The sequence below is a fragment of the Sphingomicrobium clamense genome (assembly GCF_019264355.1).
Classification (GTDB): Bacteria; Pseudomonadota; Alphaproteobacteria; order Sphingomonadales; family Sphingomonadaceae; genus Sphingomicrobium; species Sphingomicrobium clamense.
Genome location: NZ_JAHVAH010000001.1, coordinates 1,545,522 through 1,559,473, shown reverse-complemented (window position 1 = coordinate 1,559,473; position 13,952 = coordinate 1,545,522). Strand labels below are relative to the sequence as shown.

17 protein-coding genes and 3 tRNA genes are annotated in these 13,952 nt (G+C 62.1%); 14 read left to right on the top strand and 6 right to left on the bottom strand.

What is annotated here, in order from left to right; all coding sequences use genetic code 11:
• Positions 1 to 117 precede the first annotated feature (117 nt).
• Both KTQ36_RS08055 and KTQ36_RS08050 read left to right on the top strand, forming a co-directional pair.
• Complete coding sequence (locus tag KTQ36_RS08055) at positions 118 to 393, top strand: HU family DNA-binding protein (RefSeq protein WP_218633167.1); 276 nt, start codon at positions 118 to 120, stop codon at positions 391 to 393.
• 87 nt (positions 394 to 480) lie between these two features.
• Positions 481 to 555 (top strand) — tRNA-Val (locus tag KTQ36_RS08050).
• Between the two features lie 34 nt (positions 556 to 589).
• On the opposite strand, the gene KTQ36_RS08045 is transcribed toward KTQ36_RS08050, so the two are convergent.
• Positions 590 to 1,303, bottom strand: coding sequence for a Crp/Fnr family transcriptional regulator (locus KTQ36_RS08045; RefSeq protein WP_218633166.1), 714 nt, complete (start codon positions 1,301 to 1,303; stop codon positions 590 to 592).
• A gap of 365 nt (positions 1,304 to 1,668) precedes the next feature.
• Between KTQ36_RS08045 and KTQ36_RS08040 the strand changes: the two genes are divergently transcribed.
• The 9 genes from KTQ36_RS08040 to KTQ36_RS08000 all read left to right on the top strand — a co-directional run bounded on the left by KTQ36_RS08040 (position 1,669) and on the right by KTQ36_RS08000 (position 7,581).
• A tRNA-His gene (locus KTQ36_RS08040) sits at positions 1,669 to 1,745 on the top strand.
• Positions 1,746 to 1,772: 27 nt separating this feature from the next.
• Positions 1,773 to 2,825, top strand: a complete 1,053-nt coding sequence (locus KTQ36_RS08035; protein ID WP_218633165.1) for a Glu/Leu/Phe/Val dehydrogenase dimerization domain-containing protein — start codon at positions 1,773 to 1,775, stop codon at positions 2,823 to 2,825.
• Between the two features lie 40 nt (positions 2,826 to 2,865).
• Positions 2,866 to 3,600: a heme ABC transporter permease gene (locus KTQ36_RS08030; protein ID WP_218633164.1), complete on the top strand. Its 735-nt coding sequence runs from the start codon at positions 2,866 to 2,868 to the stop codon at positions 3,598 to 3,600.
• Entirely contained in the window at positions 3,597 to 3,725 is a 129-nt protein-coding gene (locus tag KTQ36_RS08025; protein WP_218633163.1) for a heme exporter protein CcmD, read from the top strand. The genes KTQ36_RS08030 and KTQ36_RS08025 overlap by 4 nt, the downstream gene beginning before the upstream one ends.
• A gap of 2 nt (positions 3,726 to 3,727) precedes the next feature.
• Positions 3,728 to 4,162 carry a cytochrome c maturation protein CcmE gene (gene ccmE / locus KTQ36_RS08020; RefSeq protein WP_218633882.1) on the top strand — a complete coding sequence of 145 codons (435 nt, stop codon included), beginning with the start codon at positions 3,728 to 3,730 and terminating at the stop codon, positions 4,160 to 4,162.
• Entirely contained in the window at positions 4,159 to 6,087 is a 1,929-nt protein-coding gene (locus KTQ36_RS08015; protein WP_218633162.1) for a heme lyase CcmF/NrfE family subunit, read from the top strand. The genes ccmE and KTQ36_RS08015 overlap by 4 nt, the downstream gene beginning before the upstream one ends.
• Entirely contained in the window at positions 6,081 to 6,596 is a 516-nt protein-coding gene (locus KTQ36_RS08010) for a redoxin family protein (protein ID WP_218633161.1), read from the top strand. Before KTQ36_RS08015 ends, KTQ36_RS08010 begins: the two co-directional genes overlap by 7 nt.
• Positions 6,593 to 6,967: a cytochrome c-type biogenesis protein gene (locus KTQ36_RS08005; RefSeq protein ID WP_345777689.1), complete on the top strand. Its 375-nt coding sequence runs from the start codon at positions 6,593 to 6,595 to the stop codon at positions 6,965 to 6,967. Before KTQ36_RS08010 ends, KTQ36_RS08005 begins: the two co-directional genes overlap by 4 nt.
• Entirely contained in the window at positions 6,964 to 7,581 is a 618-nt protein-coding gene (locus KTQ36_RS08000) for a tetratricopeptide repeat protein (RefSeq protein ID WP_218633159.1), read from the top strand. Before KTQ36_RS08005 ends, KTQ36_RS08000 begins: the two co-directional genes overlap by 4 nt.
• Here KTQ36_RS08000 and ald read toward each other — a convergent pair.
• Complete coding sequence (gene ald / locus KTQ36_RS07995) at positions 7,560 to 8,669, bottom strand: alanine dehydrogenase (RefSeq protein WP_218633158.1); 1,110 nt, start codon at positions 8,667 to 8,669, stop codon at positions 7,560 to 7,562. The two genes, KTQ36_RS08000 and ald, sit on opposite strands and share 22 nt — an antisense overlap.
• 100 nt (positions 8,670 to 8,769) lie before the next feature.
• On the opposite strand from ald, the gene KTQ36_RS07990 reads away from it, so the two are divergent.
• A complete protein-coding gene (locus tag KTQ36_RS07990; RefSeq protein WP_218633157.1) occupies positions 8,770 to 9,291 on the top strand; it encodes a 2'-5' RNA ligase family protein in 522 nt (173 codons plus the stop codon).
• On the opposite strand, the gene KTQ36_RS07985 is transcribed toward KTQ36_RS07990, so the two are convergent.
• Positions 9,288 to 9,701, bottom strand: coding sequence for a DUF3775 domain-containing protein (locus KTQ36_RS07985; protein ID WP_218633156.1), 414 nt, complete (start codon positions 9,699 to 9,701; stop codon positions 9,288 to 9,290). The two genes, KTQ36_RS07990 and KTQ36_RS07985, sit on opposite strands and share 4 nt — an antisense overlap.
• A 140-nt stretch (positions 9,702 to 9,841) precedes the next feature.
• Between KTQ36_RS07985 and KTQ36_RS07980 the strand changes: the two genes are divergently transcribed.
• Positions 9,842 to 9,918: transfer RNA gene (locus KTQ36_RS07980), tRNA-Met, on the top strand.
• Between the two features lie 231 nt (positions 9,919 to 10,149).
• Here the strand turns inward: KTQ36_RS07980 and KTQ36_RS07975 are convergent.
• Positions 10,150 to 11,142, bottom strand: coding sequence for a hypothetical protein (locus KTQ36_RS07975; RefSeq protein ID WP_218633155.1), 993 nt, complete (start codon positions 11,140 to 11,142; stop codon positions 10,150 to 10,152).
• 167 nt (positions 11,143 to 11,309) lie between these two features.
• Between KTQ36_RS07975 and KTQ36_RS07970 the strand changes: the two genes are divergently transcribed.
• On the top strand, positions 11,310 to 11,984 hold the full coding sequence (locus KTQ36_RS07970) for a DUF421 domain-containing protein (RefSeq protein WP_255554438.1): 675 nt from the start codon (positions 11,310 to 11,312) through the stop codon (positions 11,982 to 11,984).
• Positions 11,985 to 12,086: 102 nt separating this feature from the next.
• Here the strand turns inward: KTQ36_RS07970 and KTQ36_RS07965 are convergent, their stop codons facing one another.
• Together KTQ36_RS07965 and KTQ36_RS07960 are read right to left on the bottom strand one after the other, a co-directional pair.
• The gene (locus KTQ36_RS07965) at positions 12,087 to 13,085 is read right to left on the bottom strand and encodes an endonuclease/exonuclease/phosphatase family protein (protein WP_218633154.1); all 999 of its coding nucleotides are present in this window, start codon (positions 13,083 to 13,085) and stop codon (positions 12,087 to 12,089) included.
• A 36-nt stretch (positions 13,086 to 13,121) separates the two neighbouring features.
• On the bottom strand, positions 13,122 to 13,829 hold the full coding sequence (locus KTQ36_RS07960; RefSeq protein ID WP_218633153.1) for a hypothetical protein: 708 nt from the start codon (positions 13,827 to 13,829) through the stop codon (positions 13,122 to 13,124).
• Positions 13,830 to 13,952 lie beyond the last annotated feature (123 nt).

The following is a 13,952-nucleotide window of genomic DNA, read 5'->3' as shown; positions in this document are numbered from 1 at the left end:
CTTGGCCTCGCCTTTGACTCTTCTCTTCGGACCTGTCTTAAAAGGCGCTTCCTTTTCGGGAAGATGCCGCGAGTCTCATGGGGAATGCGGTAAGTACCAAAACCGGGAGATCAGGGAATGAATAAGCAGGAGCTGATCGGCGAGATTGCGGATCGTGCAGGATTGAGCCGAAGTGACGCCAGTCGCGCGGTCGAAACGATGCTCGAGATCATCACCTCCACGCTCAAACGCGGAGACGAAGTTCGCCTGGTCGGTTTCGGCAATTTCTCGGTGACCCAGCGTAAGGCGTCGACAGGACGCAATCCGCGGACCGGCGAACCGATGCAGATCGCGGCATCGATGCAGCCCAAGTTCCGCCCTGGCAAAGTCCTCAAGGACGCCGTCCAGAAATAGCGAAATCGATCCGGCCAAGTTGAGGCTGGACAGCCAAGCTGCCAGCGCCTAATGGCGCTTCACCCGGCGGGACGTCCGAGCCATTTCGGGCGCGTAGCTCAGTGGTAGAGCACACCCTTCACACGGGTGGGGTCGCAAGTTCAATCCTTGCCGCGCCCACCATCGTCCCGCCGCATTTTCCTCTTGAAATTCGATCCTAAGAGACCGGTTCCTGCTTCTTCGACTGGTGCAGGTAGCCCGGATGGAACGAGCCGATCTGGCGCAGATCCTCGGGTTCGTCGGCAAAGATCTTGCGGCCTTCGCGGCGGATGATCCCGCGACGCTCGAGCTCGGCGAACACGCGGTTCACGTTGACCGAGGTCTGGCCGGTGATGTCGGCGATCTGCTGTTGCGTGAAGGGGTTGTGCAGCGGGCCTTCTTCGAACTTCACATGCATCCGCTGCGCCGTTTCGCACAGGAGATGCGCGACCCGGGCGAGCGAATCGCGCCGTCCGTTGCTGACCAGCCATTCATAGCCAATCTCCTCCTGCTGCTGAACCAGCGTGTAGAAGAGACGTGCAATTTCCGGATGCTTGTCGATGATCGCGTCGAGGTCTTCGGCCTTTCCGACCAGGACTTCCGCGGTGGTGATGGCCTGGATGCCATAGGGCGCGGGACCCATCGACGGCGACGGAAGCAGGCCTTCGCCGGGAAAGCGCAGCGACACGATCTGTCGGCGGCCATTTCCGTCGGGCTTGAACTTGGCGATCAGCCCGGACTTCACGAACATGACTTCGTTGCGTTCATGTCCATAGTCGCGGAAGGGGCGACGCGTTTCGACCCGGACGACCTTGTGCGGGATATTGGCGAGGGCACGCGCGGCAGCATCCGAAAGCCCGCTACGCTTCAGAGTGTCAAATAATTCGGTCATCGTTCCTAATCCAAATTCTATCGAAGGCTGCGCGCATTGCACCCGTCCGAACATCCTGGGCCGTGCCCTTCATTCGGTCGCGCTCGGCCTGCGTCCCCTCAGGCGGCAATCTGGTACCGCCCTTCACGGGACTCGCTCCCCTGCGATTTTGCTAAGTTAACACAGATCATATGATTACGCTATGACAATCGGTCCGGAATCGTTACAGTCTTGTGACAGGATTTCAACCTGTGACGTGTTCCCGACACTGGAAAGTTCGATCCGGTGCAATTTCGTCACGGATCGACACTGTGCTTGCATCCTCGGCAATGCCCGCCTAAGGAGCGCGGCGCACGCCCGCCAGATGGTGCTGGGCGGCACATATGGCGATCGTAGCTCAGCTGGTTAGAGCACCGGTTTGTGGTACCGGGGGTCGCGGGTTCAAGTCCCGTCGATCGCCCCAGTTTTTTGCGCACGACAGAGGGCATCAATGGATACGCTGTGGAGCTTGCCGGATTTTGACGGCCACGAGGCCGTTCACATTGTCACCGACGAACCGACCGGCCTGAAAGCCGTCATCGCGATGCACTCGACCCACCTCGGCCCGGCGGCCGGCGGCACGCGTTTCTGGCACTATGCCAACCATGCCGATGCGGTCACCGATGCGCTGCGCCTGTCGCGCGGGATGAGCTACAAGAATGCCATGGCCGGCCTTCCGCTGGGTGGTGGCAAGACGGTCATCCTCGCCGACGAGAACAAGACCAAGACGCCCGAAATGATCGCCGCCTTCGCGCGTGCGGTCGACCGCCTGGGCGGCAATTACGTCACCGCCGAAGATGTCGGCATGACCGTCGAGGACATGATCGCGATTTCCGAGCATACGGATTACGTCGCTGGCCTGCCGGTCGAAGACGGCGCCGAAGTCGGCGGCGATCCCGGGCCGCATACGGCGCTTGGCGTCTTCCTCGGCCTCAAGGCCGCGGTGAAGCGCAAGCTCGGCAAGGACAATCTCGACGGCCTGCACATCGCGATCCAGGGCGCAGGCAGCGTGGCCAGCCACCTGGCGCGCCATTGCGCCGACGAGGACGCTCGCCTGTCGATCGCCGACGTTGCCACCGACCGTGTCGAGGCGCTCGCCGCCGAAACCGGCGCGACGATCGTCGATCCGGCCGATATTCTGTTCATCGAGGCCGACGTGGTCAGCCCCTGCGCGCTCGGCGCCATCCTCACCGAGGACAGCATCGCCAAGCTCAACACGGGCATCATTGCCGGCGCGGCCAACAACCAGCTCGCCACCCGCGACGACGGAAAGCGCCTGCAGGCGCGCGACATCCTCTACTGCCCCGACTACGTCATCAACGCCGGCGGCATTATCAACGTCTCGACCGAATATCTGAAGGATGGCGGCGCCGACCTCGTGCGCCAGCGCATCGAGGCGATCCCGACGCGTCTCGACCAGATCTGGGACGAAAGCGAAGCGAGCGGGCGCGATCCGGCCGCGGTTGCCGACGCGATGGCCCAGCGGCTGATCGGTCGCGGCTAAGACTGGCAGCACCACCCGATAGCGGCTAACAGCGAAGCCGATGCACCGTTTCGCCAACCCCGCCCGATTCCTGAATTATGCGCGTCCGCTCACCGGGTGGACGCTGATGCTCGGTCTCGCGGCAATAACGGTCGGTCTCGTCTGGGGCCTGTTCTTCGCGCCGCCCGACTATCTGCAAGGTGACAGCGCGCGCATTCTCTACATTCACCTGCCGTCGGCCTGGCTCGGCATGGGGGCGTGGACGGGTATTGCCATCGCGTCGCTGATGCAGCTGGTCTGGCGCCACCCGCTTGCCGGCGTCGCCGCCCGCGCGCTTGCGCCCGTCGGCGCGACCTTCGCCGCCTTGTGCCTCGTCACCGGTTCGATCTGGGGCCGCCCGACCTGGGGCACCTGGTGGGAATGGGACGGGCGGCTGACCTCGATGCTGGTGCTGTTTTTCCTCTACCTCGCCTATATCGCACTGAGCAGCGCGGAAAAGGAACGCGGACCCGGCAACGAAGGGCGGATCAGCGCCATTTTCGGTATCGTCGGTGCGGTCAACATCCCGATCATCCATTATTCGGTCGTGTGGTGGAACACGCTCCATCAGGGCGCGTCCATCTCGATCATCCAGGGCAAGAATACGATCGACCCGTCGATGGGCTGGCCGCTGCTCTTCTCGCTGATCGGCTTCACCTTGCTGTTCGCAAGCGTGGTGCTAATGCGCATGCGAACCGAGCTGGCGCGCACCAAGCTCGAGGCGCGGCTGCGGCGGCAGGCGGAGGGCGACGAATGAACCCCTGGCCGTTTGTTATCGCCGCCTATTCGGTCACGCTGGTCGCGACTGCAGGGCTCGTCGTCCTGAGCTTTCTCGCCATGCGCAAGGCCGAAGCCGACGTCGAGGCGCTGCGCCGCCCATGATGATGCGACCCAAGAACCAGCGCCTGCTGCTCGCCATGGCCGCATTGCTCGCGATTGCCGCGGCCTCCGGGCTCGCCCTCTGGGGCTTGCAGGACCGCGCTGCCTACTTCGTCACCCCGACCGATATTGCGACCACCGACTATGCGCCCGACCAGCCGCTGCGGCTCGGCGGGATGGTCGAGCAAGGTTCGATCGAGAAACTAGATGACGGCGTCACTACTCGTTTCACGGTCGAAGATCTCGAGCATGAAGTCGTAGTGACCTTCACCGGTATCGTGCCCGACCTGTTTCGCGAGGGCAGCGGGGTGGTTGCCGAAGGGCGCGTGACGCGCGATCGCAACTTCGACGCCGACAAGATCCTCGCCAAGCATGACGAGCGCTACATGCCGCCCGAGCTGGGCGACCTCGACGCGACGCAGGAGACGGTGGCGCCGTGATCGCGGAAGCCGGCCACGTCGCCCTGTGGCTCGCCGCTGCCCTGTGCCTTGCGCAGCTGGGCTTCGCGGTCGTCGACTGGCGGCTCACCCATAGTCTCGGACGCCTCAGGGCCATGCGCGGCATCGCCATGGCGCAGGGCCTACTCGCGGTCTTCGCCTTCGCCTGCCTGATCACCGTTTTCGTTCAGTCGGACATGTCGGTGAAGCTGGTCGCCGCGCATTCGCACAGTGCCAAGCCGATGCTCTACAAGGTCTCCGGCGCATGGGGCAATCACGAAGGCTCGATGCTCCTTTGGGTCATGGTGCTGTCGCTTTCGGGCGGGGCGCTGGCCTGGCTCGCGCGGCGGCTCGATGGGCGCGTGCTTTCGGCAACGCTTGGCGCACAGGCAGCGCTCGGGCTCGGCTTTTTCACCTTCCTGTTGCTCGCCTCCAACCCGTTCGAGCGGCTCAACCCCTCGGCGATCGAGGGCAGGGGGCTCAATCCGTTGCTGCAGGACCCGGGCCTCGCCTTTCATCCGCCGACCCTCTACCTCGGCTATGTCGGCCTCTCGGTCGCCTTTTCCATCGCCATCGCGGGCATGATCACGCGGCAGGTCGGGCCGGCGCTCGGACGTGCCATGCGCCCCTGGGTCTTGGGCAGCTGGGTGTTCCTCACCGCGGGCATCGTCGCGGGCAGCTACTGGGCCTATTACGAGCTTGGCTGGGGCGGCTACTGGTTCTGGGACCCGGTCGAAAACGCCTCGCTCATGCCGTGGCTTGCAGCGACCGCCTTGCTCCATTCGGTCGGCGTGCTCGCCGCGCGCGGGGCGCTTATGGCGTGGACGATGATGCTCGCGCTGGTCGCCTTTTCCATGTCGATGGTCGGCACCTTCCTCGTGCGATCAGGCATCCTCACTTCGGTTCATGCCTTCGCGGTCGATCCGACGCGGGGCAGCTACATCCTCGCCTTGCTCGCCATCTATGTCGGCGGAGCGCTGACCCTGTTCGGCATGACCATCGCGACCGTCAAGGAAGGCGAACGGTTCGATTACAAGAGCCGCGAGGGCGCGCTGGTCGCCAACAATTTGCTGCTGTCGATCATCCTGGCGCTGGTCTTCATCGGCACGCTCTACCCTGTCGTCGCCGAGGCACTCGGCAGCCGCGTGTCGGTCGGCCCGCCTTATTTCAATCTCGTCATCGGACCCTTCGCGCTGCTCCTGGCGCTGCTCCTGTTCATCGGCCCGATGCTGCGCTGGCGCCGCGACCGCAGGCCCATTCCGAAGTCGGTGTCGATCGCCGCGCTCGTCTCCGCCGCCACGCTTGCGGGCACGCTGGTGCTCGGGCTCGAGATGAGCTGGCTGTCGCGGCTCGGGCTGGCCATCGCGCCGGGCCTGTTCGTCGCCAGCCTCGCGCCGTTGGTCGGGCGCAACCTGCGCCGCACGCCGCTCTCTTTATGGGGGATGGTGATCGCGCATGCAGGGCTTGCCTTCGCGCTCGCCGGAATGGCGTCGGAGGCCTCGTTCACGCAGGAGCGTCTCGTGCGCGCCTTGCCCGGAGAACAGGTCGAGGTCGGCCCCTGGACCATCCGCTACGAAAGCGTCGAGCCGGTCGTTGGCGACAACTGGACTGCGGTGCAGGCGACCCTGCTCGCCAGCCGCGGTGACGGGGTCGAGGTGCTCAAGCCGCAGTCGCGCGCCTTCACCTCGCCGCCCACCGTGACCAGCGAAGCCGCGCTTGCGAGTCGCTGGGACGGACAGCTCTACGCGGTGCTGGGCGAGGGGAGCGAGAATGAGGGTTGGCAGCTGCGCCTGTGGTGGAAGCCCTTCGTGACGCTCATCTGGCTCGGCGGTCTCCTCGTCGCGCTAGGCGGCCTCGTGGCGCTCATTGGGCGGACGCTGGGCGAGCGCCGACGCGCCAAGCGTATCAAGGAGCCGGGCGCATGGTAAAACGCTTCCTCCCCCTCATCGTCCTGCTCGTCATCGTCGCCATCGCCGCGTGGCGCCTCGCAGTGCCGGGCGAAGAACGCGTGCGCAGCCAGCTGGTCGGCCAGCCTGTCCCCGAATTCGCGCTCGAGCCGATGTTCGAGGATCGCCCCGGCCTCTCCAGCGCCTCGCTCGAGGGTCCGCGCATGGTCAACCTGTTCGGCAGCTGGTGCATTCCCTGCATCGCCGAGGCGCCCCTGCTCGACGCGCTCGCGGCGCGCGGCGTGACGATCGACGCCATCGCCGTGCGCGACACGCCCGGGGCGGTGCGCGATTTCCTCGACCGCCATGGCGACCCGTTCGCGGCCATTGGCACCGATCCCGACAGCGCGGCGATGATCGCCTTTGGCGCCTCGGGCGTCCCGGAAAGCTTCATCGTCGATCGCAACGGCGTCATCACCTATCACCACCAGGGCCCGATCATGCCTGCCGATGTCGAGGTGATCTTGGCGGAATGGGAGGCGGTCCAATGATCTGGCTTCTTGCCGCCGCGCTCGCCTCCGCGCCGCTCGCCAACACCCAGCTCGAGGACCCGGCTAAGGAAGCCGAGGCCGCCGCGCTGATGGAAGAATTGCGCTGCCTCGTCTGCCAGGGCCAGTCGATCGCCGACAGCGACGCCGACATGGCCGGCGATATGCGCCACCTCGTCCGCACGCGCATCGAAGCGGGTGAAAGTCCCGAAGAAATAAGGACTTACCTGATCGAGCGCTACGGCGACTGGGTCAGCTACAAACCCACGACCAGCAACCCGCTGCTGTGGCCGCTTTTCCTCGCCCCGCTGCTATTGCTTGCGCTCGGCCTCTTCCTCGTGCGCGGCCGTTTTCGCAGGAAGAGCGGAGAATGACGGGCTTCCTCATCCTGCTGGGCATCGTCCTGCTCCTGCTCGGCATCTTCTGGCTGGCAGGCATTCGCGGCCCGCGCCTGACGCTGGTGGCCGCGGCGTTAATGCTGGGCGGGGCAGGCTATGCCCTGTTCGGTCGACCCGGCCTCCCCGCCGACCCGCGCGTCACTGCAGAGAGCCAGCCGCCGCTCCCGCTGACCGGCGCGCGCACCGTCTTCTTTGGACAATTCCAGGCTAGCGATCGCTGGTTCAACATGGCCGAAGCCTTCGCTGCGCGCGGCAAGACGCGCATGGCCGCGGGCATCCTCGGCTCGGCAGTGCGCGAGAACCCGCGCAATTTCGCGCTGTGGACCGGCTATGCCAACGCGCTGGTCGACGATGCCGGGACGCTGACACCCGCCGCGCAGCTCGCCTACGAACGTGCGGTCGGCCTGGCGCCCGACCATCCCGGCCCGCGCTTCTTCTACGCGCTCGCCAAGCTACGCTCGGGCGATGCGGAGGGCGCGCGCGAAGATTGGCTGGCGCTCCTGAAAGAAACGCCAGCCGAAGCGCCGTGGCGCGAATTTATCGAGGGCGGGCTGGCGCTGACCGAGGGTCAGGAGCCGACCGGAACGTAATCGATATCGTCGAACGTGTCGGCGACCGCCTTGTGACGCACCTTGCCGTCCGAAACGTTGAGCCCGTTGGCGAGGTGCGGATCGCGGCGCATCGCCTCCTCGGGCCCGAGGTTTGCGATCTGCACCGCACCGGGCAGCGTCGCATTGTTGAGCGCGAAGGTGCTCGTACGCGCCACCGCGCCGGGCATGTTTGCCACACAATAGTGAATGATGCCGTCGACCTCGTAGACCGGATCGTCATGCGTGGTCGCCTTCGAGGTCTCGAAGCATCCGCCCTGGTCGATCGCGATGTCGACTAGCACGCTGCCGCGCTTCATGGTCGATAGCATCTCGCGCGTGACCAGCTTGGGCGCGGCGGCGCCCGGCACCAGCACCGCGCCAATGACGAGGTGGCTCTCGGCCACCGCGCGCTCGATCGCGGGTTTCGACGCATATTGCGTTTTAATGGTCGACCCGAAGTGCAGGTCGAGCTCGGCAAGACGGTCGGGGTTGATGTCGTAGATAGTGACATCGGCGCGCAGGCCGGTCGCCATCATCGCCGCGTTGATGCCCGCGACGCCGCCGCCGAAGATCGCGACCTTGCCAGGGTTCACGCCCGGAACCCCGCCAAGGAGAACGCCGCGACCGCCCTGTTCTTTTTCAAGATAGTGCTGGCCGACGTGCACTGACATGCGGCCCGCGACTTCGCTCATCGGCTTCAGCAGCGGGAGCGTGTTGGCCGGGCTCGTGACGGTCTCGTAGGCGATGCAGGTCGCGCCCGACTTCATCAGGCCCTCGGTCTGCGGCTTGTCGGCGGCGAGGTGAAGGTAGGTGTAGAGCGTGTGGTGCGGCTTCAGCATTGCGATTTCGCTTGGCTGAGGCTCCTTCACCTTTACGATCATCTCGGCCGTGTCGAACACGTCCTGCGCACTATCGAGGATGGTCGCACCGATGCGGCGGTAGTGATCATCGTCGAAGTCGATGCCGCAGCCCGCCTTGGTCTCGACGAAGACTTCGTGCCCGTGATTGACCAGTTCGGCGACCGAGCTGGGCGTCAACCCGACGCGATATTCGTGATTCTTGATTTCCTTGGGCACACCGATGCGCATGGAACATCCTCTCCGATGAACGTTTGATTCGCCGCGCCTCATAGACGGCTGGACAGGCTTTGTCCCGTCGCTTCGACGGATGGCGGGGATTGGAGAGCGAATGGCCGGAGCATTGATCGTCACTGCCATGCTGGGCGCGCGCGACCTGTCGCGACTAGACGGCCTACGCCGCGAGCATTTCCCGCCAGAGCGCAATTTTCTCAAGGCGCATCTGACACTGTTCCATGCCCTCCCGCCCTCGCTCGAGGCGGAGGCGAAGGCCCTGCTATCCCAGCTAGCGGCGCATCATCGCAAACCCGATGCCAAGCTGTCCGAAGTCATGTCGCTGGGCAGGGGTGTCGCCTTTCGCATCCGCTCGGACGATCTCGAGGCCTTACGCCAACTCATCGCCGAGCATTTTCACGGCGCGTTGACCGCGCAGGACAATCAGGGCTGGCGCCCCCACATCACCATCCAGAACAAGGTCGAATCCAAGGTCGCCAAGGCGCTCAAGACTGAACTCGAGCGCAGCTTCGAGCCGCGACCGCTGGAGATCGCGGGGCTGGCCTTGCATCGCTACATGGATGGCCCGTGGGAGCCGATCGGCCGCTGGAATTTTCGCGGTCGCGGCAGCGCGCGCTAGGTCAGCGTGCCGACCCCGTCGCAGTCGAGGTCGAAGGCCGCCATCCCGCTTTCGAGCAAAGAGGCGAACATCGGCATTTCGAGAATCTGTTCGGGAATGTCGCCTTCCTCGCCCGCCGCCTCGATCGCCTCGTCCCAGTCGGCTGCCTCGTAGTCGCCGCGCCCGATCAGCGCGAGCGCGTACACTTCGGCGATCTGGTCGTCGGCAAGGTCCTCGAGCGTACCGACCAGCTCCTCCTCGACAGACGTGTTGATGTCGTCGTCGAGGACGGAGAAGGCCTCGTCCTCATCGTCTCCGTCGACATTGTCGGGCGATTCGTCCTCGTCATAGTTGGTCGGGATCTGCGCTTCATATTCGCGGGCGCGAAAGATGATGCGGCACAACATGTCGAGTGGGGTCGAGAATTCCATGGCCCTGCTTTCGAAAAACGGATGTTCGAAGGTGCAACGGCGGTGAGCACAAGCAGTTCCTTTCGGCGTTGACCGGTTTGGAAAGCCGCCCTATAGGCACGCCCCGCAGCGCCGCTTGTCCGGCGCGCCTCATGGCATGGGGCGGAGTAGCTCAGCTGGTTAGAGCAGCGGAATCATAATCCGCGTGTCGGGGGTTCAAGTCCCTCCTCCGCTACCATTCCTTCGATAGCGTCGGATTTTGCGTCGGTTTCGATCAGGCCGATGGTCGATTGGACGACGAGGGTCGCCACCCTGTCCTTCTGATAGTCCTCTATGGTCCACCAGAAGGCACCGATCACGCACAGGGTCGTTGCCAGGCCAAGCCTGAGATTCTCTTTCATCGCGGCGGCCATGGATCCTCCAGTTTGTGTTCGCATCGCTGAGCGGCGTGACCTACCGCGTCGCCATATCAGTCCGCTTTAGACGGCAGCTGGATACGAACTCTCTTCGGGGCAAGCTTGCATGCTGCAGTGATTTTCGCGCTTGCACGAGCGACGTGACGATTGTTGGCATCAGCAACGTTGAGATCGAACGCGAGATCTCTCGACATAAGCGGTGCTTTGCCCTCACTTCCTGCAATTTGATCCGTGCGCGGCGCCCACCGAATATCGTAGGTCTCGGTGACTGATCGCGTGACATTTCCTGGGTTCTGCAACGATCGCCGAGGACTTAGGTAGTTGGTCCCACGCATGAGGGCCCATAAATCACCCTTTCGTCCGGTCTCGACCCGACCGTAAAGTCGCACTTTGTCAGGACACAGCTGTCCGGCATGTTCTTCTTCGCCGACAAGCTGTGCACGCAACGTCGCGTTCTTTACTAGTGGCGCGATCTTCATGACCTGCTGACCGCCGCCTATCGGTTCGCAGCGAATAATGATCGGGATATTCTCGCTATCCGTAAACCTCTTGTCCTCCCATTCTTCAAACATTTTCGACTTGTTGACGACCCAATGTTGAACGCCCGTGACACGATAGCCATAATCGCCTTCAAGATAGTCGCCGTTGCGCCGCATATGGGTCTTCCCTTCCTCGGACGCCGTCGCAAAGGCCTTATTGCACTCGGCTACCGGATCAACCTCATATCCTGACCCAAACCGCACCAGCGTTGTGTGCGGCACCTGCACTCTAAAGTGATGCCACCCGCCGCCTATCGTGGCGCTAGCCACCGCTTTGCCGTCGTAGAACAACGTCATGCCACGATTTTCGATCGGATTGTTCGGCTCACCTGGAAGCCGCGCATCTACATTCAACTCGAATTGGGGTCCAATTCGGTCGTAAGGCCCGCCTGTAGGGCCGGACACGACGAGTGTGTTTCCTGCCTTGCCGCGCTGAAGCTTCAGACGATCTTCATGATGATCGTGCAGGTTCGCGAACGAGAGTAATGCGACGGCCAGGCTAAACATGTTCCCCTCCTAGATCTCTTAAGATGCAGAATGGTATCATAACATATATTGCAGTCTTCGTGCACAGGTGGCCGTGAGGTGCGATCACCTTGCGCGGCCTGTTACTGGCCTGTCTGCGAACTACCCAATGCGGTCGAAAAAATCAGAATACCTGAGCGAGTATCTAATTGTCGACGGAAGAAGCAGCTCGTTGGCAAGGAACGTTTGGACCAATTCTTCATTGGCCGCATATGGCGCTCTGCTCAATAACAACCCACCTTAGCGGGTCTTCAATCAGCTTCGCCATTTCCGATCTGAATTGGGATCGTCTAACCGACGTCGCGGTTGGCGGCATCGTTTTGTTTATCTTCGTCGTGGTGATGGTGCGCGTGCTCGGCAAGCGAGCAACCGCGCAGATGAACAATTTTGATTGGATTATAGCTGTCGCAACCGGAGGCATACTAGCAAGTGGCATCCTGCTTCGCGATATCAGCATCATCGAGGCGATGGTTGCGATGGCCGTGTTGGGCGCCTGTCAATTCGTTGTGACGAAAATTTTCGTGCTCTACCCAAAAATAGGCTCCATATTTAAGGCTGATCCGACCCTTTTAGTGCACAAAGGGGTCTTCCTTCGCGATGCAATGAAGCGGGAACGTATTTCTGAAGAAGAGCTTCAGTCGCGCTTGCGCTTCGCGGGACTAACCGATCCAGCCGCTGCAAATTGGGTTATCTTAGAACCGGACGGCAAACTGTCTGTGATCCCACGAGACGACAGCGCCATCACTGAGGTTGAATGCCTTGCTGATGTCGAGTTCGACCGAGAAGAGATTGAAAAGGTCGACGTGCCCGATGCGCCGCAATAGGGCGAGCCGGGATCTGACACGATTCACTTGGGGACGATGCCGTTCTTCGCCGTTCATGTTCTGAACGAAGTTCGTTAAAGTCAAACGAGTGCGTCCAAAGAACTAGTGGCAGAAACGGGCGAATACAGCTCGATGGTCCGAACCATTTTCAGGTAAGACTTCGAAGGCTTCGATCGCGACATTTCCTTTGACCATCAGTTGATCAAGGGGCCAGCCCAGCCAGGTGATGTTCGCCGGGAACGTGGGATAGGTGCCGCGCCCCACACGTGGGTCTTTCCACCCGCCTGTTTCCTTGAATCGTTCCGTAGTCCGAGACCAGGGAACATCATTGAAATCCCCCATCACGATCGCGTCGGGTAGTCGGTCCGGGGTCTGCAGGGCCGCGTTCACGATATTCTTGTCGCGCAGTTCGGTGTTCCAGCCAGGCAAGGGTGGCTTGGGGTGCAAGCCAATAAATTCGACGGGCGAGCGGGGGGAGGGCGTCAAAGTCGCGTATAAGGTCGGCGTGTCGCGATAGGTATTCTCAACGACGTTCGTTTTCACAACGGGCAATCGACTAGCGAAAACCAAGCCAAAGGCCTTCGGTTGGGCATGAGTGACGACATTGGGAAAAGTCGACAGGACCGAGCTTAGGTTGTTGATCCACCTTTGGTCGGTTTCCATAAGGAATAAGACGTCGGGATCGCGCTGCTCGATCTGCGTGCTAATCCGATCATAGTCCCGATTCTTGACCTTCACGTTGACCGACATGGCTGTGAAACACACGCGGTCCGTGTCGGTGGCATGGTCCCCAATCGCCATCTCCGCCGCCGCAAAGGCCGAATAGGGCCAGATCCGCCAGACGTTGATGCCAATCACAATTGCGAGCGCAATTATCGCCAGCGGGCGTTCTCGGTCATTGATGAAGAATGCGGCCATCAGCAACATGGCTGCGAAATAGGCCATCGGTTCGCGCACCAGATCGACCGCGCGCACGAACCACATGTCACTAGGTGCCAATGACACCAGAACTGCCAGTAGGAGAAGGACGGCAACAGCGAGAATAGCGATGCTGAACTTTTGAATGTTGGTTCTCCCGAGAAAGGCCGTCGGACGCCGCAATCAATGCAACTCCCGACAGGCTCACTGCATCTGGGACTAGGAAATTTCGACTTCCTTACGACCAGTCACCACGGGCAGCTTTGGAGCGCCCGCCCCGGCCGCGAACACGGCAGCAAGAAGCGACAGCAGCGAGGCGAAAAACGCATACCAGGCCGATATAGACAAGGTTTCGGCGGACTGGTCTGCGACCCTGGTCGCCCGTTCGCGCACCATCTGGCGGTCCGACGGATCAATTGAACGAGCAATCTCGTCCGCTTGAGCCTCAATTTCATCGGTGGGTAGACTGTCGATCTCCGCGGCCTGCGCTGCCGTTTCCATCACAGTCGCGAGGGCGCCAGTGGCGGTATTTAGAACGGAGCCGACTGCGCTTGCGGCAAACCAGAGCGTAAGAATCGTAACCAAGCCCCACACGCTAGCGCCATGAGCCGTAGACGATGCCTTGTCGGGCATTCCTGACAACCGCCCCGCTACAAAGCCTCCGACCCCCAGCGAGATGATACTGGCTAGCGCCCACCAAATCGCGGCACCGATACCAATACCGCCTAGCGGATCGTTGCTCTGCGGATCAACCGAACTGAAACCGATTGCAGAGCCAAGCAAACCCAATAGAAAAAGCAAGCCGATTGATATTACAGTTCCCGAAATGATCGCACCCCAAGAAACTCTGCTCAACAAAGCGGGCGTTTCGCTTGCACCGACTATTGCGGCTTCTACTTTCCTATCTTCGTAGTTGTCTGTTCGCATTTGGTCCCTCCTGTTTCGTATATTCCTTACGTCTCAGGAGGTAGGAACGTTCCACTTGCTAGTCCGGCGGTGAGGACCCTCCAGCGCTAACTAAACGGTCAACTAGCCGGAGCGGACTATGCC